The organism is Pseudomonas sp. MWU12-3103b, from assembly GCF_023100615.1.
Lineage (GTDB): Bacteria > Pseudomonadota > Gammaproteobacteria > Pseudomonadales > Pseudomonadaceae > Aquipseudomonas > Aquipseudomonas putida_A.
Map to the genome: position 1 here is coordinate 145398 of NZ_JALMEY010000014.1, position 23495 is coordinate 168892.

19 protein-coding genes and 1 pseudogene are annotated in these 23495 nt (G+C 60.9%); 10 read left to right on the forward strand and 10 right to left on the reverse strand.

What is annotated here, in order from left to right; translation table 11 throughout:
- Window position 1: 1 nt before the first annotated feature.
- The 3 genes from M0808_RS21300 (at window position 2) to M0808_RS21310 (ending at window position 4198) form a co-directional block, all read left to right on the forward strand.
- The gene (locus tag M0808_RS21300; protein WP_003221797.1) at window positions 2–568 is read left to right on the forward strand and encodes an RNA polymerase sigma factor; all 567 of its coding nucleotides are present in this window, start codon (window positions 2–4) and stop codon (window positions 566–568) included.
- Entirely contained in the window at window positions 565–1554 is a 990-nt protein-coding gene (locus tag M0808_RS21305) for a FecR family protein (protein WP_247842343.1), read from the forward strand. The genes M0808_RS21300 and M0808_RS21305 overlap by 4 nt, the downstream gene beginning before the upstream one ends.
- Before the next feature lie 214 nt (window positions 1555–1768).
- The gene (locus M0808_RS21310; protein ID WP_247842344.1) at window positions 1769–4198 is read left to right on the forward strand and encodes a TonB-dependent receptor; all 2430 of its coding nucleotides are present in this window, start codon (window positions 1769–1771) and stop codon (window positions 4196–4198) included.
- 142 nt (window positions 4199–4340) lie between these two features.
- On the opposite strand, the gene M0808_RS21315 is transcribed toward M0808_RS21310, so the two are convergent.
- A complete protein-coding gene (locus M0808_RS21315) occupies window positions 4341–5216 on the reverse strand; it encodes an AraC family transcriptional regulator (RefSeq protein ID WP_247842345.1) in 876 nt (291 codons plus the stop codon).
- A 254-nt stretch (window positions 5217–5470) separates the two neighbouring features.
- On the opposite strand from M0808_RS21315, the gene M0808_RS21320 reads away from it, so the two are divergent.
- Window positions 5471–6373, forward strand: a complete 903-nt coding sequence (locus tag M0808_RS21320; protein WP_027610905.1) for a DMT family transporter — start codon at window positions 5471–5473, stop codon at window positions 6371–6373.
- A 19-nt stretch (window positions 6374–6392) separates the two neighbouring features.
- Here M0808_RS21320 and M0808_RS21325 read toward each other — a convergent pair whose 3' ends face one another.
- The 4 genes from M0808_RS21325 to M0808_RS21340 form a co-directional block, all read right to left on the reverse strand.
- Window positions 6393–6902, reverse strand: a complete 510-nt coding sequence (locus M0808_RS21325) for a DUF2165 domain-containing protein (protein ID WP_139053814.1) — start codon at window positions 6900–6902, stop codon at window positions 6393–6395.
- 148 nt (window positions 6903–7050) lie between these two features.
- A complete protein-coding gene (locus tag M0808_RS21330; RefSeq protein ID WP_134785472.1) occupies window positions 7051–8025 on the reverse strand; it encodes a D-glycerate dehydrogenase in 975 nt (324 codons plus the stop codon).
- A 940-nt stretch (window positions 8026–8965) separates the two neighbouring features.
- The gene (locus M0808_RS21335; RefSeq protein ID WP_247842346.1) at window positions 8966–9478 is read right to left on the reverse strand and encodes a hypothetical protein; all 513 of its coding nucleotides are present in this window, start codon (window positions 9476–9478) and stop codon (window positions 8966–8968) included.
- Window positions 9479–9629: 151 nt separating this feature from the next.
- Complete coding sequence (locus tag M0808_RS21340) at window positions 9630–10598, reverse strand: LysR family transcriptional regulator (RefSeq protein ID WP_027610909.1); 969 nt, start codon at window positions 10596–10598, stop codon at window positions 9630–9632.
- A 297-nt stretch (window positions 10599–10895) separates the two neighbouring features.
- Here M0808_RS21340 and M0808_RS21345 point away from each other — a divergent pair, with 297 nt between their 5' ends.
- From M0808_RS21345 to M0808_RS21360, 4 genes are all read left to right on the forward strand, one after another.
- Window positions 10896–12401 (forward strand): efflux transporter outer membrane subunit, encoded by a 1506-nt coding sequence (locus tag M0808_RS21345; protein WP_247842347.1) that lies wholly within the window; start codon window positions 10896–10898, stop codon window positions 12399–12401.
- 213 nt (window positions 12402–12614) lie between these two features.
- Window positions 12615–14807: an FUSC family protein gene (locus tag M0808_RS21350; RefSeq protein WP_247842348.1), complete on the forward strand. Its 2193-nt coding sequence runs from the start codon at window positions 12615–12617 to the stop codon at window positions 14805–14807.
- Window positions 14797–14997 carry a DUF1656 domain-containing protein gene (locus M0808_RS21355; protein WP_003221811.1) on the forward strand — a complete coding sequence of 67 codons (201 nt, stop codon included), beginning with the start codon at window positions 14797–14799 and terminating at the stop codon, window positions 14995–14997. The genes M0808_RS21350 and M0808_RS21355 overlap by 11 nt, the downstream gene beginning before the upstream one ends.
- A gap of 10 nt (window positions 14998–15007) precedes the next feature.
- Window positions 15008–15874, forward strand: coding sequence for an HlyD family secretion protein (locus tag M0808_RS21360; protein ID WP_027610912.1), 867 nt, complete (start codon window positions 15008–15010; stop codon window positions 15872–15874).
- A 129-nt stretch (window positions 15875–16003) separates the two neighbouring features.
- Here the strand turns inward: M0808_RS21360 and M0808_RS21365 are convergent, their stop codons facing one another.
- Window positions 16004–16402 carry a DUF4440 domain-containing protein gene (locus M0808_RS21365; protein ID WP_247842349.1) on the reverse strand — a complete coding sequence of 133 codons (399 nt, stop codon included), beginning with the start codon at window positions 16400–16402 and terminating at the stop codon, window positions 16004–16006.
- Window positions 16399–17769, reverse strand: a complete 1371-nt coding sequence (locus M0808_RS21370; RefSeq protein ID WP_247842350.1) for an MFS transporter — start codon at window positions 17767–17769, stop codon at window positions 16399–16401. Before M0808_RS21370 ends, M0808_RS21365 begins: the two co-directional genes overlap by 4 nt.
- Before the next feature lie 109 nt (window positions 17770–17878).
- On the opposite strand from M0808_RS21370, the gene M0808_RS21375 reads away from it, so the two are divergent.
- Window positions 17879–18760, forward strand: a complete 882-nt coding sequence (locus M0808_RS21375; protein WP_247842351.1) for a LysR family transcriptional regulator — start codon at window positions 17879–17881, stop codon at window positions 18758–18760.
- A 100-nt stretch (window positions 18761–18860) separates the two neighbouring features.
- Here the strand turns inward: M0808_RS21375 and M0808_RS21380 are convergent.
- The 3 genes and pseudogenes from M0808_RS21380 to M0808_RS21390 all read right to left on the reverse strand — a co-directional run.
- A pseudogene (locus M0808_RS21380) lies at window positions 18861–19046 on the reverse strand (short-chain dehydrogenase); the annotation flags it as partial.
- A gap of 64 nt (window positions 19047–19110) precedes the next feature.
- A complete protein-coding gene (locus M0808_RS21385) occupies window positions 19111–19935 on the reverse strand; it encodes an SDR family oxidoreductase (RefSeq protein ID WP_097093075.1) in 825 nt (274 codons plus the stop codon).
- Window positions 19936–19971: 36 nt separating this feature from the next.
- A complete protein-coding gene (locus M0808_RS21390) occupies window positions 19972–20436 on the reverse strand; it encodes a multidrug transporter (RefSeq protein ID WP_098967290.1) in 465 nt (154 codons plus the stop codon).
- Window positions 20437–20614: 178 nt separating this feature from the next.
- On the opposite strand from M0808_RS21390, the gene M0808_RS21395 reads away from it, so the two are divergent.
- A complete protein-coding gene (locus tag M0808_RS21395) occupies window positions 20615–23467 on the forward strand; it encodes an RHS repeat-associated core domain-containing protein (RefSeq protein ID WP_247842352.1) in 2853 nt (950 codons plus the stop codon).
- Window positions 23468–23495: the final 28 nt, after the last annotated feature.

The following is a 23495-nucleotide window of genomic DNA, read 5'->3' on the forward strand; positions in this document are numbered from 1 at the left end:
CATGCTGATCGGTCATCCCCCGGAATCCCGCGACGACGAACCGCACGGCGCGCGTGCGCATTTTCTTCAGGTGTTCCTGTCGCAGCGGTCGCAGATGGAAGCGCTGGTCAACCGGCGCGTCGGCTGCCGGGCCACGGCGGCGGATCTGGTGCAGGACCTGTTTCTGCGTTTCTGGCGACGGCCGCTGGTGCAGGTCGAAGAACTCAGCACCTATCTTTTGCGCTGCGCCGGCAACATCGCCATCGATCACTTGCGCAGCGAAGGCACGCGGGTGCGGGTCAATGAGGGCTGGCAACCGGATGCGCCGGACAGTCACGGCAGCGAACCGCAAGCCGCGCTCGAAGCGGGCAATGATCTGCGCCATGTCGAGGCGGCGTTGCGTGCCTTGCCCGAGCGCACTCGGCAGATCTTTTTGCTCAATCGCATCCACGGCCGCAAATACGCAGACATCGCCAAAGCCATGGGCCTGTCCCAAAGCGCCGTGGAAAAACATATGATGCGCGCCCTCGAGGCCTGCAAGGCCAGCCTGCGCGAACCCGCGCCACGCCTGCCAGGGAAAGCACCGTGAAAGCCAACGACCGTGTCATTCCAACGCCCGCTCAGGAGCAGGCCGCGCTCGCCTGGCTGAGTCTGCTGCACGACCGCCCGAGCACCGGCGATCAACTGACCTTCAGCCAATGGCTGCGCGCCGACCCGGCCCACGCCGAGGCCTACGCCCAGGCGCAAGTGCTCTGGGAGTTGAGCGAAAGTCCGGCGCGTACCTTGGCCGATGAAGAGGCGTTGGCGTTGCAGGGCTACCTCAATGCGATGGATCGTCCGCGTCGTTTACCGCTGCTGCGCTGGTCGGGCGCGCTGGCGATGGCCGCGTGTCTGATGCTGATCATCAGCCTTGGCACGGGTTGGCAGCCGCAGCGCTGGATCGATGATCTGGGTGCCGATTACGTTTCGGCACCGGGCGAGATCCGCACCGTGACCCTGGCCGATCAATCGCAAGTCACGCTGGATGCCGACAGTGCCATCGCGGTGGATTTCAGTCAGGGCGAGCGGCATGTGCAATTGCGTCGCGGTGCCGGATTTTTCAGTGTCACGCATACGGGGGATCCGTTTGTGGTCGCGGCGGAGAAGGGCGAGGCGCGGGTGCTCGGCACGCAATTCGAAGTGCGTCTGCAGCCCGCAGGTGCGCAGGTCACGGTGCTGTCCGGGCGCGTTGGCGTGACGGCGAATCGCAACGCGCAACAGCAGATTCTGACCGCCGGCCAGCAAGTGGCTTACGGGCAGGGCAGTGCGGAAAAACTGCACGCGGTGGACAGCGAAGCGCAACTGGCCTGGCGTCAGGGCTGGCTGAATTACTACAAGGCGTCGCTGGCCGATGTGGTGGAGGATCTGCGGCGCTATTACCCGGGACGGATTGTTGTGCTCAATGATGAGTTGGCTGCGCGCAAGGTCAGCGGCAGTTTTCCGAGCAAGGATCCGCAGGCGGTGCTGAGTTCGTTGCGAGGGGTGCTGGGGTTTGAGCAGCATCAGGTGCTGGGGCATCTGATTATTTTGCGCTAGGTCTACTGGCCTCTTCGCGAGCAAGCCCGCTCCCACAGGGGAATGCATTCCAGAATGTGGGAGCGGGCTTGCTCGCGAAGGCGTCAGAACTACCGACACTGCTCTCGAAAAATATTTTCAAATTTGTGGTGAGGTAAACCGCAGCCCCATCCGTGTAGTGACTGAAACTGCGAGTCATTCGCATCCGTTGCGGTTCTACACAGGTCATTGAGCAATGAAGTCCAGGGCAAAATCGGGTTCGGTCAAACAGTGGTTGGGTGTTTCGGCATTGAGTTTTTCGGCGTTGGCGCTGTTGCCGCTGAGTGTGGCGCTGGCCGCTGAAACCGTCAGCAGCCCGACACAGAAACAGTTCAGTTTCTCCCTGAGCGCCAAACCACTGCCCCAGGCTCTGAGCGACTTCAGCCGCGTCACCGGGCAAAGCGTGGTCTACACCGATGAAGCGCCGTACGGCCTCAACGCCCCGGCCGTCAGCGGCCAGATGAGCGCCGAACAGGCGCTGCAACGCCTGCTCAGTGGTTCCGGCATGACCTTTCGCCGTACCGACAGCCACACCCTGGCGCTGGAACCGCAACCCAGCGCAGGCGCACTCAATCTTGGCGCGACCACCATCACGTCGATGCGTGACGAGTCGATGAGCTATCAGCCGCCGCAGACCAGTTCGGTAATGCGCTCCTCGGCTTCGCTGCAGGAAATCCCGCAGACCGTCAACGTGATCCCGGCCCAGGTCATTCGCGATCAGGCCCCGCGCAATCTCGACGATGCGCTGGCCAACGTCAGCGGCATCACCCAGGGCAACACCTTGGGCAGCACGCAAGACTCGGTGATGACCCGCGGCTTTGGCGACAACCGCAATGGCTCGATCATGCGCGACGGCATGCCGATCGTGCAGGGCCGTGGCATGAACGCGACGGTCGATCGGGTCGAAGTGCTCAAGGGCCCGGCCTCGTTGCTCTACGGCATTCAGGATCCGGGCGGCGTGGTCAACCTGGTCAGCAAGAAGCCGGAACTGACTCAATACAACGCGCTGACCCTGCGCGGTTCCACCTACGGCGACGGCAAGAATGGCAGCGGTGGCACCTTCGACAGCACTGGTGCGCTGGGTGAATCAGGGCTGGCCTATCGGCTGGTGCTGGACCATGAAGACGAAGATTACTGGCGCAACTACGGCACTCACCGCGAGACGCTGATCGCGCCGTCGCTGGCCTGGTTCGGCGAGCGCACCAAGCTGTCGTTCGGCTATGAGCATCGCGAATTCCTCACCCCGTTCGACCGGGGCACGGTGATTGATCCACGCACCAACCATCCGCTGGACATCTCGCGCAACGAGCGTCTGGACGAGCCGTTCAACGACATGGAAGGCCGCTCGGACCTGTACCATTTCGAGGCCGACCACGAACTCAACGACGACTGGAAGGCCCACTTCGGCTACAGCTGGAACCGCGAAACCTACGACGCCAGCCAAGTGCGCGTGACCGCCATCGACACCAAAAAAGGCACGCTGACCCGCAGCATGGACGGCACGCAAGGCGCGATCAGCACTGACCGCTTCACCACCGCCAGCCTTGAGGGCAAGGTCAACCTGTTGGGCATGCAACATGACCTGGTGTTCGGCGTGGACGACGAGTACCGCAAAATCTACCGCGCCGACCTGATCCGCCAGAAAAGCCTGAGCACCTTCAGCTATGTCAATCCGGTGTATGGCCGTGAAGTCGAAGGCACCACGGTCAGCCCGGCGGACAGCGCGCAGACCGATCTGCTGCGCAGCGATTCGGTGTTTCTGCAGGACTCGATACACCTCAACGACCAGTGGATTCTGGTCGCCGGCGGACGCTTCCAGGAGTACGACCAGTACGCCGGCAAAGGCGTGCCGTTCAAGGCCAACACCGACAGCAACGGGCAGAAATTCGTGCCTCGCGCGGGGCTGGTGTATCGCTACACCGACGAGTTGTCGTTCTACGGCAGCTACACCGAATCGTTCAAACCCAATTCGACCATCGCCCCGCTCAGCGGCAGCAGCACCGTGCTCGACGGCAGCATCGCGCCGGAAGAAGCCAAGTCGTGGGAACTGGGTGCGCGTCTGGATATACCGGGGCGCATCACCGGCAATATCGCGCTGTTCGACATCAAGAAGCGCAACGTGCTGGTCTCCAATTCTGAAGGCCCGACCACCATTTACAGCGCGGCTGGCGAAGTGCGTTCCCGGGGTCTGGAACTGGACCTGACCGGGCAGTTGACCGATCGCTGGAGCCTGATCGGCGCCTATGCCTACACCGATGCCGAGGTCACCGAAGACCCGGACTACAAAGGCAATCGCTTGCAAAACGTGGCGAAGAACAGCGGCTCATTGTCGGCGGTGTATGACTTCGGCAGCGTGATCGGCGGCGATCAACTGCGGGTCGGTGCCGGGGCGCGGTATGTCGGCGAGCGCGCGGGCAACGCGGTGAATGATTTCGACCTGCCGAGCTACACCGTGGCCGATGCGTTTGCCACTTACGACACCAGACTCGAAGGGCAGAAGGTCAAGTTTCAGCTCAACGTGAAGAACCTGTTTGACCGCACCTACTACACCTCGGCGGCGAGCCGGTTCTTTGTGTCGATGGGCGATTCGCGGCAGATTTCGCTCTCCAGTACGCTGGAGTTCTGATCCAGGACCGCGTCATCGTTCTTCGCGAGCAAGCCCGCTCCCACATTGGATGGTGTTATTCACACAATCTGAGTTCACTCTGAACCCTGTGGGAGCGGGCTTGCTCGCGAAGAGGCCCGAACAGGCAATAAAAACCCCGGATCTAACGCAAAAACGCCTGCCGATATTCCCCAGGCGTCCCACCCAACACCTGCCGAAACCGGTTGGTGAAATGACTGGCACTGGCAAACCCGCACGCCAGTGCAATCTCCCCCAGCGGCAACGCCGTGCCACGCAACAATTCCCGCGCCCGGTTCAAGCGCCGCGCCAGCACGTACTGATGCGGCGGCAGGCCGAAGCTCACGCGAAACATCCGCGCAAAGTGGTATTCCGACAGCGCACACAATCCGGCCAGTTGCCCGAGGCTGATCGGCTCGGCCAACTGATTCTCGATGAACTCGACCAGTTGCCGCCGCTGATGGGGCGCCAGTCCGCCCTTGAGGCGCACACCCTGCCGGGCGCCGACCTGGCTGAGCAGGGTATGGCTGATCAATTCATGCGCAATGCTGCTGGTCAGCAGGCGTTCGGCCGGTTCGTCCCAATTCAGTGTCAGTAACTGACGAAAGCGTCGGGCCTGCTGCGGATCTTCCAGAAAGGTCTGCTCGCGCAACTGCATCTCTCGCGGCTCGCGATCCAGCAGCGTGACGCAACCCAAGGCAAATTGTTCGGCGCTGAAATACAGATGAGCGAGACGCAGATCGCCGTTGATCACCCAGCCCGATTGGTGATCGGCGGGCAGGATGCACAACTTGTCCGGTCCGCCCTTGCGCCCCGGTTGGCCACGGCGAAACGTGCCCGTGCCCCCGGCGATGTAGCAGGAAAGCGTGTGGTGGCTCGGCGTTTCGTATTCCTGGGCATCGTGGTGGTTGGTCCAGAGGGCCGCAGACAAGCCGTCACCGAGATCGGCGCTGTGCAACAGGCGTGCATTCGGCGAACGGTTGAGGGCTTGGAAGACTTGCAGGTTATCGATAGCGGCCATATTCGGTTCTCTCCAACGCCTTGCATCCTACTCCGTAGCTTTCGCGCTGCCAGCCTGTCGAGCGACAAAAGCGCAAGAATCTGCAAGCGCCCCGATCGTTGCTGTCGCACCCTGAACCTCCATACAACACAACCCTGTGGCGAGGGCGCTTGCTCCCGCCGGGCTGCGCAGCGGACCCATCAGTGAGTGCTGCGCACTCAAGCGCGAGCAAGCTCGCTTGCCACAGAGTGCCCGGTGTTCTCAGGAGTTTCGTCATGAACCTTTCGCTGTATCTGCTGACCGTGCTGATCTGGGGCACCACCTGGATTGCCCTGAAATGGCAACTGGGCGTGGTGGCGATTCCGGTGTCGATCGTTTATCGCTTCGGTCTCGCCGCGCTGGTGCTGTTCGTGCTGTTGCTGCTCAGTCGGCGGCTGCAACCGATGAATCGGCGCGGCCATCTGATCTGTGTGGCGCAGGGGCTGTGCCTGTTCTGCGTCAACTTCATGTGCTTTCTGACCGCCAGCCAGTGGATTCCCAGCGGGCTGGTGGCGGTGGTGTTTTCCACGGCCACTTTGTGGAATGCGCTCAATGCACGCGTATTCTTCGGTCAGCGCATCGCGCGCAATGTTTTGATGGGCGGGGCGCTCGGCCTGTTCGGTCTGGGAATGCTGTTCTGGCCGGAACTGGCCGGCCATCACGCCAGCCCCGAAACGTTGCTTGGTCTTGGCCTGGCGCTGTGTGGCACCTTGTGTTTTTCGGCGGGCAATATGTTGTCGAGTCTGCAGCAGAAGGCAGGCTTGAAACCCTTGACCACCAATGCCTGGGGCATGGCCTACGGGGCGGCGATGTTGTCGGTGTGGTGTCTGGTCAATGGCATTGCGTTCGACATGGAGTGGTCGCCACGTTACGTCGGGGCGTTGCTGTATCTGGTGATCCCCGGTTCGGTGATCGGCTTCACCGCGTACCTGACGCTGGTTGGGCGTATGGGGCCGGAACGTGCGGCGTATTGCACCGTGCTGTTCCCGGTGGTGGCACTGAACGTGTCAGCGTTTGCTGAAGGTTATCAGTGGACGGCACCGGCGTTGCTCGGGCTGGTGTTGGTGATGCTGGGTAATGTCTTGGTGTTTCGTAAGCCGAAAACGCTGGTGGCGCCGGTGCAGGGGAAGTTGGTATGAAACAAACGATCACTGAACATCAGCGCTCGACTTTCAAGGTGATGTAAATCATCACCGGGAATATGAAATCAATGATATGCCGGGCCCAGTCCTTGGCATTCCATGATTGTGAGGTGTCCATGTCAAACCATTCCACACCCACGGTTTGCAGGCACACGTAATAAATGAAAATTGCCGCCAGTATGCCCATGATCGAGAACTTTTTTGCCTCGTGGAATACCTCTGCAGGCGCATTGATGTGCCGATAGAGTTGATAGGTGCCTATCAGGCATAACGTCGTATACGTCACTTCCAGCGTGATGATGAACCAATAGATGCGGTGATGAATCATCGGTGAATCGATGGCTCGGTACTTTATGGAGTCATTGGCGATGGTAGTGTCCATGCTCAGGATATGAGCCACGTACGTGTAGTTCGAGTCATAGTCGGTAAAGTTGTGAATCATCACCAATACACCAAAGAAGCTGATGTAAGCCATCAATATAACTTTGCTGTAGCGAATAACTTTATCGGTTGTCAGGTTGTTCACGGGATTAGCTCTCCATAGCAGTGGTCGATCATTCGATTGCCAGGCAGAGCTTATAATGCTGTTGTTAAATTGGCTTTGTTGTTCAATTTCAAGTTGTGTAGGGCGGCAACTAACGGGCAAGTGCGGTTCTGCACTTGCCCGTCATTTTTTATCCGCGCCAGACTTGCGGATTGACCAGGTCCTGCGGGCGTTCGCCGAGCAGCGCGCTGCGCAGATTGGCCAGTGCACGATCGGCCATGGCTTCGCGCGTTTCATTCGTGGCGGAGCCGATGTGCGGCAATGTCACAGCATTTTTCAACTGGAACAGCGGCGACTCGGCCAGCGGTTCTTTCTCGTAGACGTCCAGTCCGGCGCCACGGATGCGATTGTTTTGCAGGGCTTCGATCAGCGCCGGCTCGTCGACCACCGGGCCACGGGAGATGTTGACCAAAATCGCCCCCGGCTTCATCAACGCCAATTCGCGATGGCTGATCAGGTGGCGGGTTTTGTCGCTGAGCGGCACCACCAGGCAGACGAAGTCGGCTTCGGCCAGCAGTTGGTCAAGGCTGCGGAACTGCGCGCCGAGTTGCTGTTCCAGTTCGGTCTTGCGGCTGTTGCCGCTGTAGATAATCGGCATGTTGAAGCCGAAATGGCCACGGCGGGCGACGGCGGCGCCGATATTGCCCATGCCGACGATGCCCAGGGTTTTGCCGTGGACGTCACAGCCGAACAACGGTGCGCCGACGCTGGCCTGCCATTGGCCGGCCTTGGTCCAGGCGTCGAGTTCGGCGACGCGGCGGGCGCTGCTCATGATCAGGGCGAAGGCGAGGTCGGCGGTGCTTTCGGTGAGTACGTCGGGGGTGTTGGTGAGCATGATCCCGCGTTCATTGAAGTAGTCGAGGTCGTAGTTGTCGTAGCCGACGGAGACGCTGGAGACTACTTCGAGTTTTGTGGCGGTTTCGAGTTGGGCTTTGCCGAGTTTGCGGCCGACGCCGATCAGGCCGTGGGCGTGGGGGAGGGCTTCGTTGAATTGGGCGTTGATGTCGCCGTTCTTCGGGTTGGGGACGATGACGTCGAACTCTTGTTGCAGGCGTTCGATCATGGGCGGGGTGATGCGGCTGAAGGCCAGGACTGTTTTTTTCATCGCTATGGGCTCGGCTTCTGGGCTTTATTGCCAAGCAAGCTAACATTTCTGTTTTGGGTTGTCTTGGCGGCCTCTGGGCCGACCATGCTTTGGGTTGATGGGGGACATATCCGTTGCTTCGGGTGCTGCTGCTGGCGGTTTCGCTCTTACAGCGACTCCCTTTGGCAAACGCCCCAAAGGAAGCAAAGGTCTTGGCCCCTGCCTTCGGCCCTCGCTTAGGCTCGGGTTCCTTCGTTGCGGGGTTCATCCGGGGGCATCGCCTCCGGTTTGCTTCGCTGCACCTCCTCTCGATGTATGCGGCTTCGCCGCATGGCGCTGCGCGCCTACCCCCGGATAAACCCCTCCACTCAGCCTGCCGATGGGGCCGGCACGGCAAGATCAAGAGCTTTCGGCGAGCTGACACTCGGCCATTTGAGTGGTGAAGAGCATGCGGTCTGTCTGGACTGCTTTGCTTTTCTGTAGGAGTGAGCCTGCTCGCGAAGGCGGCCTGACAGCCGACCAGTTTCCAACTGACTGACCCAATCCCACTGTGGGAGCTGGCTTGCCAGCGAAGGCGGCCTGACAGCCGACCAGTCTCTAACTGACTCACCCAATCCCTGTGGGAGCTGGCTTGCCAGCGATGGCGGCCTGACAACCGACCACTCTCTAACTGACTCACCCAATCCCTGTGGGAGCTGGCTTGCCAGCGATGGCGGCCTATGAGCCGAGCACTCTCTAACTGACTCACCCAATCCCACTGTGGGAGTGGGCTTGCTCGCGAAAGCGGTGTGTCAGTCACCGAAAGTGTTGGATGTGCTGACGCCTTCGCGAGCAAGCCCGCTCCCACAATGGCTCAGCTGTGTGCTGCAGATTGGCTCACTTCCACATTATCCAGCACCCGATTCAACCGCCAGCTCGGCCAACTTGTCAGATAGCGAGATCACAAATGAGGCTTACCAGCTCAGTTGGAAGCGTTGGACTCGCTGAAAAGTTTTTCGAGGCAGTAACCGTTTGTGTGCGTCAGACCTTTGATTTTTATGTTTCCTACCGCTTGGTGCACTTCCGATTGGTCGCCGATGATGGTGTAGTTGAAGGTGGCTTCCAGTGTTCCGGCGTTGGGATCGAAATCAAAAATGATATGACCAACGTCGTCTTTGGCCGGGTGTGGACGATTCATGGAGCCGCCATCGGCTGTTCGGCAACTTTCGATGAACAAAGGAGGTTCTACTGCGCTATTTAGTTGAAACTCATACCGTCTGTTTTCAACCAAATAGGGGAAGGTTACGGTAATGGAGTTCCATTGGTTTTCCGTTATTTGGTGTCGTGCAGATACGACTACGATCTTCTGATTAGTGACGAAGAACTGTGGAATACCTTTGAAATCCGGGAACTTAAAGTTGTTATGGATGGTGGCGTTGAGTTCGCCTTCAGCGGTGACGAGGTGGTTTTCGGGGGGGGAGTAAAAAAAATTCATGGCTTTTCTTCCGTGGAGTTAATGAGACGTGCCCCAGGATGTTTCGCCGAAAGAATCTGCCTGTCCACTGTCATATCTGACAGGTGATATTTAAGTGGGGAGTATTCAAAATGCAGGGTTTGGCATTCCTTTGCCGCCCCCCTTAATAACGTCAATTTGCCACTCTTGCCCCAGCCAGGCTGCCGCTTAGCTCGTAGGCGGCCAGTTCTGCCTGGTGCGCGGCAAGGATTTCCGGCAGTGACCCGCGCAAATACTCGACCCAGGTCTTGATCTTCGCATCCAGGTACTGCCGCGACGGGTAGATCGCGTACAGGTTGAGTTCCTGCGAGCGGTAGTTGGGCATCATCCGCACCAGCGTGCCGTTGCGCAGGCCTTCGATGGCGGCGTAGACCGGCAGGACGCCGACGCCCATGCCGCTGATGATCGCGGCTTTCATCGCGTCGGCGGAGTTCACCAGGAACGGCGAGCTGTTGATGGTGACCATTTCCTGGCCGTCCGGGCCGTTGAAGGCCCATTTTTCCAGGGGGATCACCGGGCTGACGAGGCGCAGGCAGGCGTGGTTCAGCAGGTCTGCGGGTTTTTGCGCGCAGCCGTTGGCTTTCACGTAAGCCGGGGAGGCGCAGACGATGCTGTAGGTGATGCCCAGGCGTTGCGAGACGAAGCCCGAATCCGGCAATTCGCTGGCGAGCACGATGGACACGTCGTAGCCCTCGTCGAGCAGGTCCGGCACGCGGTTGGCCATGGTCAGGTCGAAGGTCACGTCCGGGTGGGTCTTGCGGTAGCGGGCGATGGCGTCGATCACGAAGTGCTGGCCGATGCCGGTCATGGTGTGCACTTTCAACTGGCCGGCGGGGCGGGCGTGGGCCTGGCTGGCCTCGGCTTCGGCTTCTTCGACATAGGCCAGGATCTGTTCGCAGCGCAGCAGGTAGCGCTTGCCGGCCTCGGTCAGGGCGATGCGCCGGGTCGTGCGATTGAGCAGGCGGGTTTGCAGGTGGGCTTCCAGGTTGGAGACCGCGCGCGAGACGTTGGCCGTGGTGGTGTCGAGTTGCACGGCGGCGGCGGTGAAGCTGCCGGCTTCGGCCACACAACTGAAGGCGCGCATGTTTTGCAATGTGTCCATGGGGTGCTCTCAAGGGAGATGGCAAATTGTGACACGAAGTTTCAGGGGCTGAGACCCCCGACCAACGGATTATCTCGTTAACGGTAACAAAGATTCACAGGAATCCCAGCTTATCGCCACCAAGGCGCCCACCTAGAATTGCGCCGCTCCCTGTAGGAGCTGCCGCAGGCTGCGATCTTTTGATTTTGTTTTAAGGGAATCAAGATCAAAAGATCGTCCGAACGCGGCCCGAGCCTTCGGCAGCTCCTACAGAAGGGAACACGCCCCGCCTTACCCCTCTTTCAGGAATTCGCAGCTGTGCCGCGTCGCATCATCAGAGCGCTTTTGCCGCTCAGTGTTCTGGCTTTTACCCTGGGTCTCAGCGGCTGCATCTCAACGCAAGGAATTGCCCCGCATAGCACGGCATTGGAAGCCGACGCACTGGCCACTGATGACGCCATCGCCCACGCCGCCCGTGACGCAAACTGGCCCACCGCACAATGGTGGCAAGCCTACGGCGACCCGCAACTCAATCACTGGATCGACCTCGCCGTGCAGGGCAGTCCGAGCATGGCCATGGCCGCTGCACGAGTGCGTCAGGCCAGGGCGCTGGCCGGTGTCGCCGAGGCCGCCGAGTCGTTGCAGATCAATGGCGAGTCAACGCTCAAGCGCCACAACTGGCCGACCGACCAGTTCTACGGCCCGGGCGAGCTGGCCAACACCACCACCTGGGACAACAACGCCGCGCTGGGTTTCAGCTACGCCCTCGACCTCTGGGGCCGGGAAAGCAATGCCAGCGAACGCGCGGTGGATCTGGCGCACATGAGCGCCGCCGAAGCGCGGCTGGCGCAGCTGGAATTGCAGAACAATATCGTGCGCGCCTACATCGAGCTGTCGCTGCATTACGCCCAGCGCGACATCGTCGCCGCGACCCTCAAGCAGCAACAGCAGATTTTGGATCTGGCGCAGAAGCGTCTGGACGGCGGCATCGGCACGCACTTTGAAGTCAGTCAGGCGGAAACGCCGTTGCCGGAGACCCATCGGCAACTGGATGCGCTGGACGAAGAAATCGCCCTGAGCCGCAACCAGATCGCCGCGCTGGCGGGTAAAGGTCCGGGCGCGGGCGCGGGCGCGCAGTTGCAGCGGCCGACGCTGGCGCTGGGTGCTGCGTTGAAACTGCCATCGGCATTGCCCGCCGAGTTGCTCGGTCAGCGCCCGGACGTGGTCGCCAGTCGCTGGCAAGTGGCGGCGCAGGCACGCGGCATCGATGTCGCGCATGCCGGGTTTTATCCCAACGTCGATCTGGTCGGCAGCCTCGGCTACATGGCCACCGGCGGCGGGGCGCTGGAGTTTTTGACCGGCAAGAAACTCAACTACAACGTCGGCCCGGCGATCTCCTTGCCGATCTTCGACGGTGGGCGTTTGCGCAGCGAATTGGGCGAAGCGTCCGCCGGGTATGACATTGCCGTGGCGCATTACAACCAGACGCTGATCAATGCGCTGAAGAACATCTCCGACCAGTTGATCCGCCGCGAGTCGATGGACAAGCAGCAAGCCTTCGCCGCCGAGTCGGTGGCCACCGCGCAGAAGACCTACGACATCGCGATGATCGCTTATCAGCGTGGCCTCACCGATTACCTCAACGTGCTCAATGCGCAGACCTTGCTGTTCAAGCAACAGCAGGTGCAGCAGCAGGTGCAGGCGGCGCGCTTGAGTGCGCATGCCGAGCTGGTGACGGCGTTGGGTGGCGGCCTCGGGGCTGGCAATGATGTGCCCACAGCCGAGCAAACGGCAGCCCCGAAAACCCCGGCCCTTTTGCGGTGAACGCACAACCCACTACACAAAACCTTTGTGGTGAGGGGATTTATCCCCGATGGGCTGCGCAGCAGCCCCAAGAAAAGCAAATGCGGTGTGCCAGGCAGAACCGGCTTGCAGGTTTCGGGGCCGCTTCGCAGCCCATCGGGGATAAATCCCCTCACCACAGAGTTTGTGTTCATCACAAAAATTGTTAAGTCCTCAATCATTGAGCAAGACCAAATGACTCCCTTGCCCGCACCTCTACGCTGGCTCTACTCCCTGGAATGGCGCCGGGGTTTGTTTGACTGGGCGCGCAGCGATGGCGTGACCTGGGTGTATATCTTCAAGGTATTGCTCGCCGCGTTCCTCACGCTGTGGCTGGCGATGCGCCTGGAGTTGCCGCAGCCGCGTACGGCGATGATCACCGTGTTCATCGTCATGCAGCCGCAGAGCGGCCAGGTGTTCGCCAAGAGTTTCTATCGCTTCCTAGGCACCCTGGCCGGGTCGGCGATGATGGTCACGCTGATTGCGCTGTTCGCGCAAAACACTGAGTTGTTCCTCGGTTCGCTGGCGATTTGGGTCGGCATCTGCTCGGCCGGTGCGGCACGTTGCCGTAACTTCCGCGCCTACGGTTTTGTCCTCGCCGGCTACACCGCGGCGATGGTCGGACTGCCCGCGCTGGCGCATCCGGACGGTGCGTTCATGGCCGCCGTCTGGCGAGTGCTGGAGATCTCGCTGGGGATTCTCTGCTCGACAGTAGTCAGCGCCGCGATCCTGCCGCAAACCGCCAGCGCAGCAATGCGCAACGCCTTGTATCAGCGCTTCGGCGTGTTCGCGTTGTTCGTCACCGATGGCCTGCGCGGGCGTAGCAAAGCCGAGTCGTTCGAAGCGAGCAACGTGCGTTTTATCGCCGAAGCCGTGGGCCTGGAAGGGCTGCGCAGCGTCACCGTTTTCGAAGACCCGCATATGCGTCGGCGCAATGGTCGCCTCAGCCGTTTGAACAGCGAGTTCATGGGCATTACCACGCGCTTCAACGCCCTGCATCAGTTGCTGGAACGCCTGCGCGTGAATGACGAAGAACACGTGGTGACCGCGATCAGGCCGGGTCTGCAGGATCTGGCCGAAGTACTCGACGGCTTCAGTGGCCGCGCCTTGACCAGCCCGGACGCGGCACGTTTGGCGACGGCATTGGCCACTTACAAGGAAGGCCTGCCGACGCGCGTGCGAACCTTGCGCGGCATTTTCCAGGAAACCGGTCCGAGTGAAGCCGAACAATTGGATTTCCACACTGCATACGAACTGCTCTATCGCTTCGTCGACGACCTGCACAGTTATGCACAGACCCACGCCTCGCTGGCCGATCACCGCCACGAACGTGAGCGCTGGGACGAGCCGTTCACCCCGCAAACCAACTGGTGGGCCGCCGCGGCCTCGGGGATTCGCGCCTCGTTCATCCTGATGGTGCTGGGCAGCTATTGGGTCGCCACCGCGTGGCCGAGCGGTGCGACCATGACCCTGATTGCTGCCGCGACCGTGGGCCTGTCCGCCGCCACGCCGAACCCGAAACGCATGGCTTTTCAAATGGCCTGCGGTACGTTCCTCGGGGCGCTGATCGGCTTCGTCGAGATGTTTTTCATCTTCCCGTGGATCGATGGTTTTCCGCTGCTGTGCGTGATGCTTGCGCCAGTGATCGTGCTCGGCTCGTTCCTCGCTTCGCGACCGCAATATGCCGGTGTCGGTCTCGGTTTGTTGATCTTCTTCAGCACCGGTTCGGTGCCGGACAACCTGACCATTTACAACCCTTACACCTTCATCAACGACTACATCGCCATGGTCATGGGCATGCTGGTCTGCGCCGCTGCTGGCGCAATCATTCTGCCGCCCAACAGCCGCTGGTTGTGGAAGCGCCTGGAGCAGGATCTGCGTGGCCAGGTGGTGTACGCGATCAGCGGCAAACTCAAGGGCCTGGCGTCGAGTTTCGAGAGTCGTACTCGTGACCTGCTGCATCAGGCTTATGGTCTCGCCGCCGGGCAGCCGACCGTGCAGAAGAACCTGCTGCGCTGGATGTTCGTGGTGCTCGAAGTCGGCCACGCGATCATCGAATTGCGCAAGGAACAGGCGATCCTCCCAGTGTATCCGGCGTATGCCGAATCGCAGCCGTGGCGTCAGGCGATCCGCGTCATGGGCCGGGCGCTGGTGCGACTGTTTCTGCAACCGAACCCGAGCAATCTGGAGCGCGCACTGGTGGCGGTCGATCACGCGATCAGTCGGGTCGCCGCGACCGACGAGCCGTTTGCGCCGCACTTCGACACGTCCGCGTTACGCCGGGTGAAGAGCTATCTGCACTTCATCCGCACCTCGTTGCTCGACCCGCAATCACCACTCGCTGCCTATGCCGTCGCCAAGCCCGAAGGACTTGCCCATGCCTCGTGAAATCGCCTTCCACGGTGTGTACATGCCGACCATGACCCTGATGTTTTTTGTCGCTGCGGCGCTGGCCTGGGCCTTGGACCGGTTCCTCTCGGGGTTCGACCTGTACCGCTTTTTCTGGCACCCGGCGCTTTTGCGTCTGAGTCTGTTTACCTGTCTGTTCGGCGCCATGGCGCTGACTGTCTACCGTTGAGAACGTTCTGATGAAAAAGTTTTTCAGCCTGCTTGCGACCCTGCTGGTGCTGGCCCTGGCACTGTGGATCGGCCGGACCCTGTGGGAGCACTACATGAACACCCCGTGGACCCGCGACGGCCGGGTGCGGGCGGACATCATCAACGTCGCGGCCGACGTCACCGGGGAAGTGGTCGACGTACCGGTGCGCGACAACCAATTGGTGAAGAAGGGCGATTTGCTGATGCAGATCGATCCCGAGCACTACCGCATCGCGGTCAAGCAGGCGCAGTCGCTGGTCGCGTCGCGCAAGTCGACCTGGGAGATGCGCAAGGTCAACGCGCATCGTCGCGCCGACCTCGACAACCTGGTGATCTCCAAGGAAAACCGCGACGACGCCAGCAACATCGCCGACGCCGCACTCGCCGATTACCAACACGCACAAGCGCAACTGGAAGCCGCCGAACTCAACCTGAAACGCACCGAAGTGCGCGCGGCGGTGGACGGCTACGTGACCAACCTCAACGTGCATCGCGGCGACTACGCGCGCATCGGCGAAGCGAAAATGGCCGTGGTCGACATGAACTCGTTCTGGGTCTACGGCTTCTTCGAAGAGACCAAGCTGCCGCATGTGCGCGTAGGCGACAAAGCCGACATGCAACTGATGAGCGGCGAAGTGTTGAAGGGCCACGTGGAGAGCATTTCCCGCGGCATCTACGACCGCGACAACCCGGAAAGCCGCGAGCTGATCGCCGATGTGAACCCGACGTTCAACTGGGTGCGTCTGGCGCAGCGGGTGCCGGTGCGCATTCACATCGACGAAGTGCCGGAGGGTGTGTTGTTGGCGGCGGGGATTACTTGCACGGTGGTGGTGAAGCAAGAGTCTGTGGATAACTGACAGACCGCGCCGACTGAATCGCGAGCAGGCTCACTCCTACACTGGATCTCTGCCACACCGAAGATTCCTTGTAGGAGTGAGCCTGCTCGCGATAAGGACAACCCGGTCTTTCAGACCAAAACCGAGTAATCACTCAGCGCAAAACGTCTCCTGCAAATGCCGCCACAGCACCCGCCCGGCCTCGGTCTTTTCAAACACCACCGTCGATCGGCGATCGGTGCGCAACCCGCTCGCATCGCTCTGCTGCTCGCGATAACTCAGGGTCGCGCCATGCGCATGCAGCGCAATCCCGCGCAGCTCACTGAGCTCGATCCTGAACCCGGGCTTCTTCCCGCCTGCCGCTTGAAACAGCGCACGCAAGGCTTCGATATCCAGCGTCCGGCCCAGCGGCGTGACCATGGAAAAATCCGCCGAGAACCGGCTCAGCAAGCGCTCCATTTCGGCCGAATCCTGCTCCACGGCAAACCAGCGTTCGATCACCAGATGGGCCTGGATCACTTCATCAAAATATTCGTTGTAGTCAGTCATGTGGATTTTTCCTGAAGGGGAGGTGGGCTCAGCAGGGCGAGCACTGTGGAGGCGTCGAAACGCAGCACGGCGATCATGGGCAACAAGGTGAGCAAGGCCGCCGCGACAAAGCAGTATTTGAATCCGTTGCCGCCCAGTGCACCCAACAGCGAACTGAGCAGCGCGGCGCCAAGACAGAAACCGAGCTGGCGATTGATGTTCCACAGAGCGCTGGAGTGGCCCATTTTTTCTGGCGCGATGCCGACAAACGCCAGGCTCTGCGCGGTCACGCTGCACAGGCTGCCGCCCAGTCCCATCAAGGCATAGGCAATGACCAGCGGCGCGGCGGCGGGTTGTTCGATGCGCATCAGCAGGACAATCCCCAGGCACTGCAAAAGCATCCCGGCGATCAGCAACGGTTTGGGGCCGAGGCGGTTGAAACTGCGTTTGCCGAGCATGATCGCCACCCCCGATGCGGCCGCCCAGGACAGCATCAGCGCACCGGTCTGCGCGGCGCCGAAGCCGAGGTCGTGCAGGTACAACACGGCAATCATGTTGGTGCCGGTAAACACCCCGGGCACGAACAGGTAGATCAGCATTGCCAAACGCAGTGACGGACTCTTGAGCAGTTGCAGGTCGAGCACCGCGTCGGGTTTGTGCCAGCCATCACGCAGGTACAGCCATAAGGTCAGGACGCCGAGCAGCAGAACTCCGCCGGCGAGGTGTCGGGTAGCGGCGGCGCTCGCCAGGCTCACGGCAATCAACAACAGTGTCAGGGCTGCCACCGCCAGCAGCAGGCCGCGCAGATCCAGTGTCGGGCGTTCCGTGCCGGGTTGATCCGCTTGCAACCACAGCAGACCCAGGCCGAAAGCGAGCAGCGCCAGCGGCATGTTCAGGTAGAAAATCCAGCGCCATGACAACGCCTCGACGATCAGGCCGCCTGCTGCTGGCGACAGGGCCGGCACCATCAGCGCGACCATCAGCACCACGCCGGTCAGGTGCGCGCGTTGTGTCGCGGGATACTGCCGATAAGCCAAGGCCTGACCGATCGGCAGCAACAACCCGCCACCGAGGCCTTGCAGCAGGCGCCAGACAATCAGGCTTTCAATCGACCCGGCCTGGGCCACCAGACCGGAAGCGATACCGAACAGCAGCAACGAGCCCAGAATCAGCCGCCGTTCGCCCAGCCGCACCGCCAGCCACACGCTCAGCGGAATGATCAGTGTCAGCCCGAGCATGTAGGCGTTGGTGATCCACGCCAATTGCGTCACCGAGGCCTGTAATTCCCGGGCGATGTCCGGGTAGGCGATGCTCGCGGCGAACATGTTCAGCAGGTCGAGGGCGAACCCGAACAGATACACCAGCGCGACTTTCGAGCGATAGGCCATGGCAGCTTCCCTGTAATGAGACGCGCAGGGTAGTGCGCTTCAGGCGTTAGGAAAACGCTGGTTTGCCTGCTAGTTTGTCAAAATATTTTTGACAGGGAGCGCGCTGGGTATGGTCAGCCTGGACCGTTTTGACACTTTCAAAGCCGTGGTCGAGGCCGGGTCGTTGACGGCTGCCGCCGATACCTTGGGCCAGACCCGTGCGGTGGTGAGCTTCAATCTCAAGCGCCTGGAAGAAGAACTGGGCGTCACTTTGCTCACACGCAACACCCGGCAACTGGCCCTGACCGATGCCGGTGAGCGCTTCTATCGGCGCTGCCTGCGCACCCTCGACGAAGCGCGACTGGCGATTGAGGAAGCGCGCTCTGAGCATTCGCAACTCAAGGGCACGTTGCGCATCACCACCACTGTGGAGTTTGCCCTGGCCCAAGTGGTGCCGGCGCTGGAGGTGTTTCGCCAGCAACAGCCGCAACTGAACATTCACTTGTCGACATCCTCGACCCACGCCGATCTGATCTCCGAGCGCTTCGACATGGCGATCCGTCTGGGACGCATGCACGACTCGAATTTGCGCGCGGTGCAGTTGTCGAGGTTCGAAGTGTTTGCGGTGGCGGCGCCGCAACTGGTCGAGCGCTTCGCGCCGGTTGCCACGCTGGCAACGCTGGAGTCGATGCCGACGCTGGGCCATGGCCGCGTCCCGGAAATGACCGTGACCGACCCGGCCGGCCGTGAGCATGTCTACCAGCCAAAACCTGGGACCACCGCCATCGTCGCCGACAACTCGGCGACGCTCAGGGCGTTTGCGTTGACCGGGCAAGGCGTGGCGATTTTGCCGCAGTGGCTGATTCAGGAGGATCTGCAGGCGGGGCGCTTGGTGCGGTTGTTGGCCGATTACCGCTTTGCTCAGCAGGGTGTTTACGCGCTGTATCCGGATACCCGGCATTTGCCGCTGAAGGTGCGGGCGTTTATAGATTTCATGAAGGGCTGGGGCTGAGTGTTGGCTGATCTGACCCCTTCGCGAGCAAGCCCGCTCCCACATTTGGAATGCATTCTCCTGTGGGAGCGGGCTTGCTCGCGAGAGCGTCAACCCGGTCTCAGAGCTGGCCGCGCAAGCCGAACCGCTTCATCAACGTCGACTCCAGCAACCCCTTGGGCAGCAACGTCGCCAGCAACGGCAACGCGCGGCTGCCATTACCAATGCGGATCAATCTTGGCGGCGTGCCCTGCTGCACAGCCTTGAGCAACTCAGCCGCAAACTCACTGGCCGGCGTCGATTTCTCCTCCCACATTTGGAATGCATTCTCCTGTGGGAGCGGGCTTGCTCGCGAAAGCGTCAACCCGGTCTCAGAGCTGGCCGCGCAAGCCGAACCGCTTCATCAACGTCGACTCCAGCAATCCCTTGGGCAATAACGTCGCCAGCAATGGCAACGCGCGGCTGCCATTACCAATGCGGATCAAGCGTGGCGGCGTGTTCTGCTGCACCGCTTTGAGCAACTCAGCCGCAAACTCACTGGCCGGCGTCGGCTTGTCCTGCGATGCCTTGGCCCGCGCACGAATCCCCTCGCGCAACGGAAACCAAGGTGATTGCTCGTTGATCAGTTGCTCCGCTTCATGCCCGGCATTCTTGGCGAAGCTCGACTGGATCGCCCCAGGCTGGACCTCCATCACGCGGATACCGAACGGCGCCAGCTCCATGCGCAGCGCATCGCTCAGCGCATGCACCGCGGCTTTCGAGGCGCAGTAGGCGCCGGCGAACGGCGTGACCAGTACCCCTGAGACACTGCCGATATTCACCACCAGCCCCTTGGCCCGGCGCAGTACCGGAAACAGGGCGCGGGTAACGCCGACAATCGAGAACACATTGGTTTCGAACTGACGCTGCATGGCCGGCACGCCGCCGTCGAGCAGCGGTCCCATGGCGCCATAACCGGCGTTGTTGATCAGCACGTCGAGGCCGCCGTGTTGTTGGTTGATGCGCTCAGCGAGTTGTTCCAGCGCCACACTGTCATTGACGTCCAGCGCGATTGCGCTGAACCCCGCAGCGGCGAGGGCCGCGACGTCTTCAGCCTTGCGCGCACTGGCCCAGACCTCGTAACCGGCGGCTTTGAACGCGTCAGCGAGGGCGCGGCCAATGCCGCTGGAGCAACCGGTAATCAACGCAACGGGCATGGCGCATTCCTTGTGCAAAAAATGGGAGGAGGGGGATCAGTCGGAGAAACTGCCCTGCAAGCGCTCGGCACGAAACTCCAGGGTTTGTGGGCGATAACCGGGACGCAGTGGAGGCATCGGCAGGCAGTCTTCCCAGTCGCCGCCGGCCTGCAGTTCGCCGGGGCCGCGATAGCGCGGGGCGGTGTATTGGTTGTCGGCCAGATTGACCGTGTCGCCCGGCGCGTAAGCTGCGATACGCCAGCGCAGTTCAGTCAGCGGCACGTCGTTGCCGTTTTTCATTTTCAATTGCAGCGGCCGATCTGCCGGGCATTGCTCCGGTGCATAGCTGATGCGCATCTCAAGGCGCGCCAGTTGCTTGAGCTCGCGGTTGTCCAGCCACACCACCCACATGGCCACCAGGCCCAGACCGACAGCCGCGGCCACGGAGACCGGCACAGCCTTGGCGGGATAGCGCAGCAGCAGAATCAACCAGGTGATGATCAGCAGGATGCCGATGAACATGAGGGAACGCTCCTTGGTTCGTGAGTACCATCCTACCGGAGGGTCGGCGCAATGGACATTCGCGCGTATTCCGAATGTACCGTCAGTCGGTACTGTAATTTCTGACAGTTGAAAATCGTAAAGCGCGGATGCTCTGATGCCCTGAAGCATGGATAACGCTAGTGCCGGGAGCAAGCTGATGAACAAGCATGGCAAAACACCGACGCTTTCAGTAAGCGACCCGCGCGGACTGCAGGTTCGGACGGTTGGTTATTGGCGTGCCGACGACCTTTGCCCAGCTCAAACCCGCGTCAATCGCACGGCGCGCGACGCTGCCGGAAGGGTTGTGGAACAGTGGGATCCGCGCCTGTGGGCACTGCAAACGACCGAGTCGCTGACGCCAGCGAATCTGCGCACCCTTTATTCGTTGATCGGGCAAACGCTGCGCTCCGACAGCGTCGATGCCGGTACGCAGTTGGCGTTGTACGGGCTCGGTGCCGAGACGCTGTGCGACTGGGACAGTCGAGAAACCTGGCGCGAGGTGCAACACGACCCGCTGCTGCGTCCGATTGCCGTGTTCGAAGAAGGCGCATCCGAGCCTGGGCGGTGCGTCGAACGTTTCACTTACGGTCAGCCCGGCGCGGGTGATCCCTCCCGGAATCAGCTGGGCCAGTTGATTCGGCACGATGATCCGGCGGGTAGTGTGTGCTCGCAAAGCTTTGCAATCAGTGGGCAATGCATTGAAAGCACGCGGCACTTCACCCTCGACCCCAGCGTCCCCGATTGGCCGCAAAACGTTGATGACCGCCAGCGCTTGCTGGAGCCCGGTGACGGTGCAACGACCCGCTGGCGCTTCGGGCCGCTGGGGCAGGTACTCGAACAAGTCGATGCACGTGATAATCGACAGGACCGCGAGTTGACGCTGGACGGTCAGTTGCGCGCCTGCCATCTGCAATTGCGGCACCAGACCAAAGCGCAAACGCTGGTGAGCGACATTCGTTACAACGCTGATGGGCAAGTCACTCAGGAACTGGCGGGCAATGGTGTGCTGACGACGCTGACCTATCAGCCCGAGGATGGTCTTCTGCTAACCCGCCATGCGAGGAAAGCCGGGGGCGAGGTATTGCAACATCTGATCTACGACTACGACCCGATGGGCAACTTGCTGAGCATCGAGGACAAGGCACTGCCGATCCGGTATTTCGCCAACCAGCGTATCGATCCTGTCAGGCGTTTCGACTATGACAGCTTCTACCAGTTGCATGTGGCCACCGGTTGGGAAGCAGGTGCTGCTACTCAAGGTCCGGCGTCCATCGGACGTGACGATCCGGCAGCAGTGAGCAATTATCGACAGACCTTCGACTACGATGAATCCGGCAATCTGCTGCTGCTGACGCATGTTGGCGTGCGCAATGGCCGTGAGCTCAAAGCTGCGCGATCAAGTAATCGCTGTTTGCCTTACCGTAATGGCGTGCCACCGACGGAAGAGGAGATTGCCGCGGCGTTCGATCCCCGTGGCAATTTGCGAGCGCTGTACGCGGGGAGTTCATTGACGTGGAATCTGCGTAATCAGTTGCAATCGGTCACGCCGGTCGAACGTGCCAGCGGCCCCAATGACCGTGAACACTATTGCTACGACGGTGCCGGCCAACGTGTGCGCAAGATTCGCTCGTCACAGACGAATGCCCGCGGCGTCACGGCCCAGGTGCGCTATTTGCCTGGACTGGAGCTACGCACCGACACGGCCACCGGTGAGCAATTGCAAGTGATCTGCGTCGAGGGCCACATCAGCCGTGTACACGTGCTGCACTGGGAAAGTGCTCCGCCCACCGGTTCCAATGACCATTATCGGTACACGCTGACGGATCATCTCGGATCGACCTGCCTGGAACTGGGCGAGGATGCCCGGCTCATCAGTCAAGAAACTTTCTTCCCGTTCGGTGAAACGGCGTGGAGCAAGGACACCGAGGCCAGTTACAAAACCCTGCGTTATTCGGGCAAGGAGCGCGATGCCACAGGTCTCTATTATTATGGCTATCGCTATTACATGCCGTGGTTGCAGCGTTGGTTGAATCCTGATCCGAAAGGCTTTATCGACGGGCCGAACCTGTATCAGATGGTGGGTAACTCGCCCATGAACCATGTCGACACCGATGGGGGCGGGAAGACCGCCACATCTGAGTTGGCTGACAGTGTGCAAAAGCAGCAGGCATTAATGAGCACGATGACCTCGGCGGCAGCGGACGTCAGAAACTCATTGCTCAACCACACTCAGGCGCGACACCGGTTTCAGGCCCTGGTCAGGCGCGTCGGGACGCAACTGGCCAGCAGCATGTTCAGCGCAGGCGCTCAAGCCGCAGGGGGCACGATTGGCACTGCAATGGGCACCGTGTTCGGACCGGTAGCCGGTTCGCTTGGGGGCAAGATTGGCACGAAGGTCGCCGATAAGTTGGCGGGTGCAGCCATCGACAAGGTGGTGGACACCTATCAGTTGAACCGACCTATCCATTTCAAGGGCAGCGAATTGAATCCCAAGGCTCTGGTTGAAAGCGTCGAGCCGAAAAAGAAGCTGAGTCTTGCCACAGTGAAACTGCAATTGGCAGCGCATGATCCGCGCACAGCCGACGGTCGATCACGATTGACCCAAATGGCGCGCGCCAAGGTCGAGGGCAAAGTGATCGAGGCAGTCTCTGAAAAACTGGGACCAGAAACTCGGGGGCTGTTCCAGACGGGGCGGGAATTCATCCATGCAGCGCAGGGACTGAATGCTGAGGCGTTAAGCAACACTTACGAACATCTTTCGGCAGGCATCGACATGGTCGAGTTCAGGACGCAGGCCATCCTTACCGAGCTGGCAACCACCGGCAGCGCGGATCCGGAGCTTTTCGAAGCGGTCTCCGACTTGTCGATGCAAACGTCCAGTACGCTGCAGAGCCTGCAGCGGACCCAGGACTTTATCGGACTGCTCGCACCGGCTCCTTACGCGGGAAGGCAGCAATCGCTGGGGGGATATTCCCGGCCAAGGCTGACTCGACAACATTCGTTGAGTTGAAAAAAAAGCCCCCGCCCAACCCACTGCG

Coding starts and splice junctions, on each gene's coding strand:
- M0808_RS21300 (WP_003221797.1), top strand. CDS start 2: ATGCTGATCGGTCATCCCCCGGAATCCCGCGACGACGAACCGCACGGC.
- M0808_RS21310 (WP_247842344.1), top strand. CDS start 1,769: ATGAAGTCCAGGGCAAAATCGGGTTCGGTCAAACAGTGGTTGGGTGTT.
- M0808_RS21315 (WP_247842345.1), bottom strand. CDS start 5,216: ATGGCCGCTATCGATAACCTGCAAGTCTTCCAAGCCCTCAACCGTTCG.
- M0808_RS21320 (WP_027610905.1), top strand. CDS start 5,471: ATGAACCTTTCGCTGTATCTGCTGACCGTGCTGATCTGGGGCACCACC.
- M0808_RS21330 (WP_134785472.1), bottom strand. CDS start 8,025: ATGAAAAAAACAGTCCTGGCCTTCAGCCGCATCACCCCGCCCATGATC.
- M0808_RS21335 (WP_247842346.1), bottom strand. CDS start 9,478: ATGAATTTTTTTTACTCCCCCCCCGAAAACCACCTCGTCACCGCTGAA.
- M0808_RS21340 (WP_027610909.1), bottom strand. CDS start 10,598: ATGGACACATTGCAAAACATGCGCGCCTTCAGTTGTGTGGCCGAAGCC.
- M0808_RS21350 (WP_247842348.1), top strand. CDS start 12,615: ATGACTCCCTTGCCCGCACCTCTACGCTGGCTCTACTCCCTGGAATGG.
- M0808_RS21355 (WP_003221811.1), top strand. CDS start 14,797: ATGCCTCGTGAAATCGCCTTCCACGGTGTGTACATGCCGACCATGACC.
- M0808_RS21360 (WP_027610912.1), top strand. CDS start 15,008: ATGAAAAAGTTTTTCAGCCTGCTTGCGACCCTGCTGGTGCTGGCCCTG.
- M0808_RS21365 (WP_247842349.1), bottom strand. CDS start 16,402: ATGACTGACTACAACGAATATTTTGATGAAGTGATCCAGGCCCATCTG.
- M0808_RS21370 (WP_247842350.1), bottom strand. CDS start 17,769: ATGGCCTATCGCTCGAAAGTCGCGCTGGTGTATCTGTTCGGGTTCGCC.
- M0808_RS21375 (WP_247842351.1), top strand. CDS start 17,879: ATGGTCAGCCTGGACCGTTTTGACACTTTCAAAGCCGTGGTCGAGGCC.
- M0808_RS21385 (WP_097093075.1), bottom strand. CDS start 19,935: ATGCCCGTTGCGTTGATTACCGGTTGCTCCAGCGGCATTGGCCGCGCC.
- M0808_RS21390 (WP_098967290.1), bottom strand. CDS start 20,436: ATGTTCATCGGCATCCTGCTGATCATCACCTGGTTGATTCTGCTGCTG.
- M0808_RS21395 (WP_247842352.1), top strand. CDS start 20,615: ATGAACAAGCATGGCAAAACACCGACGCTTTCAGTAAGCGACCCGCGC.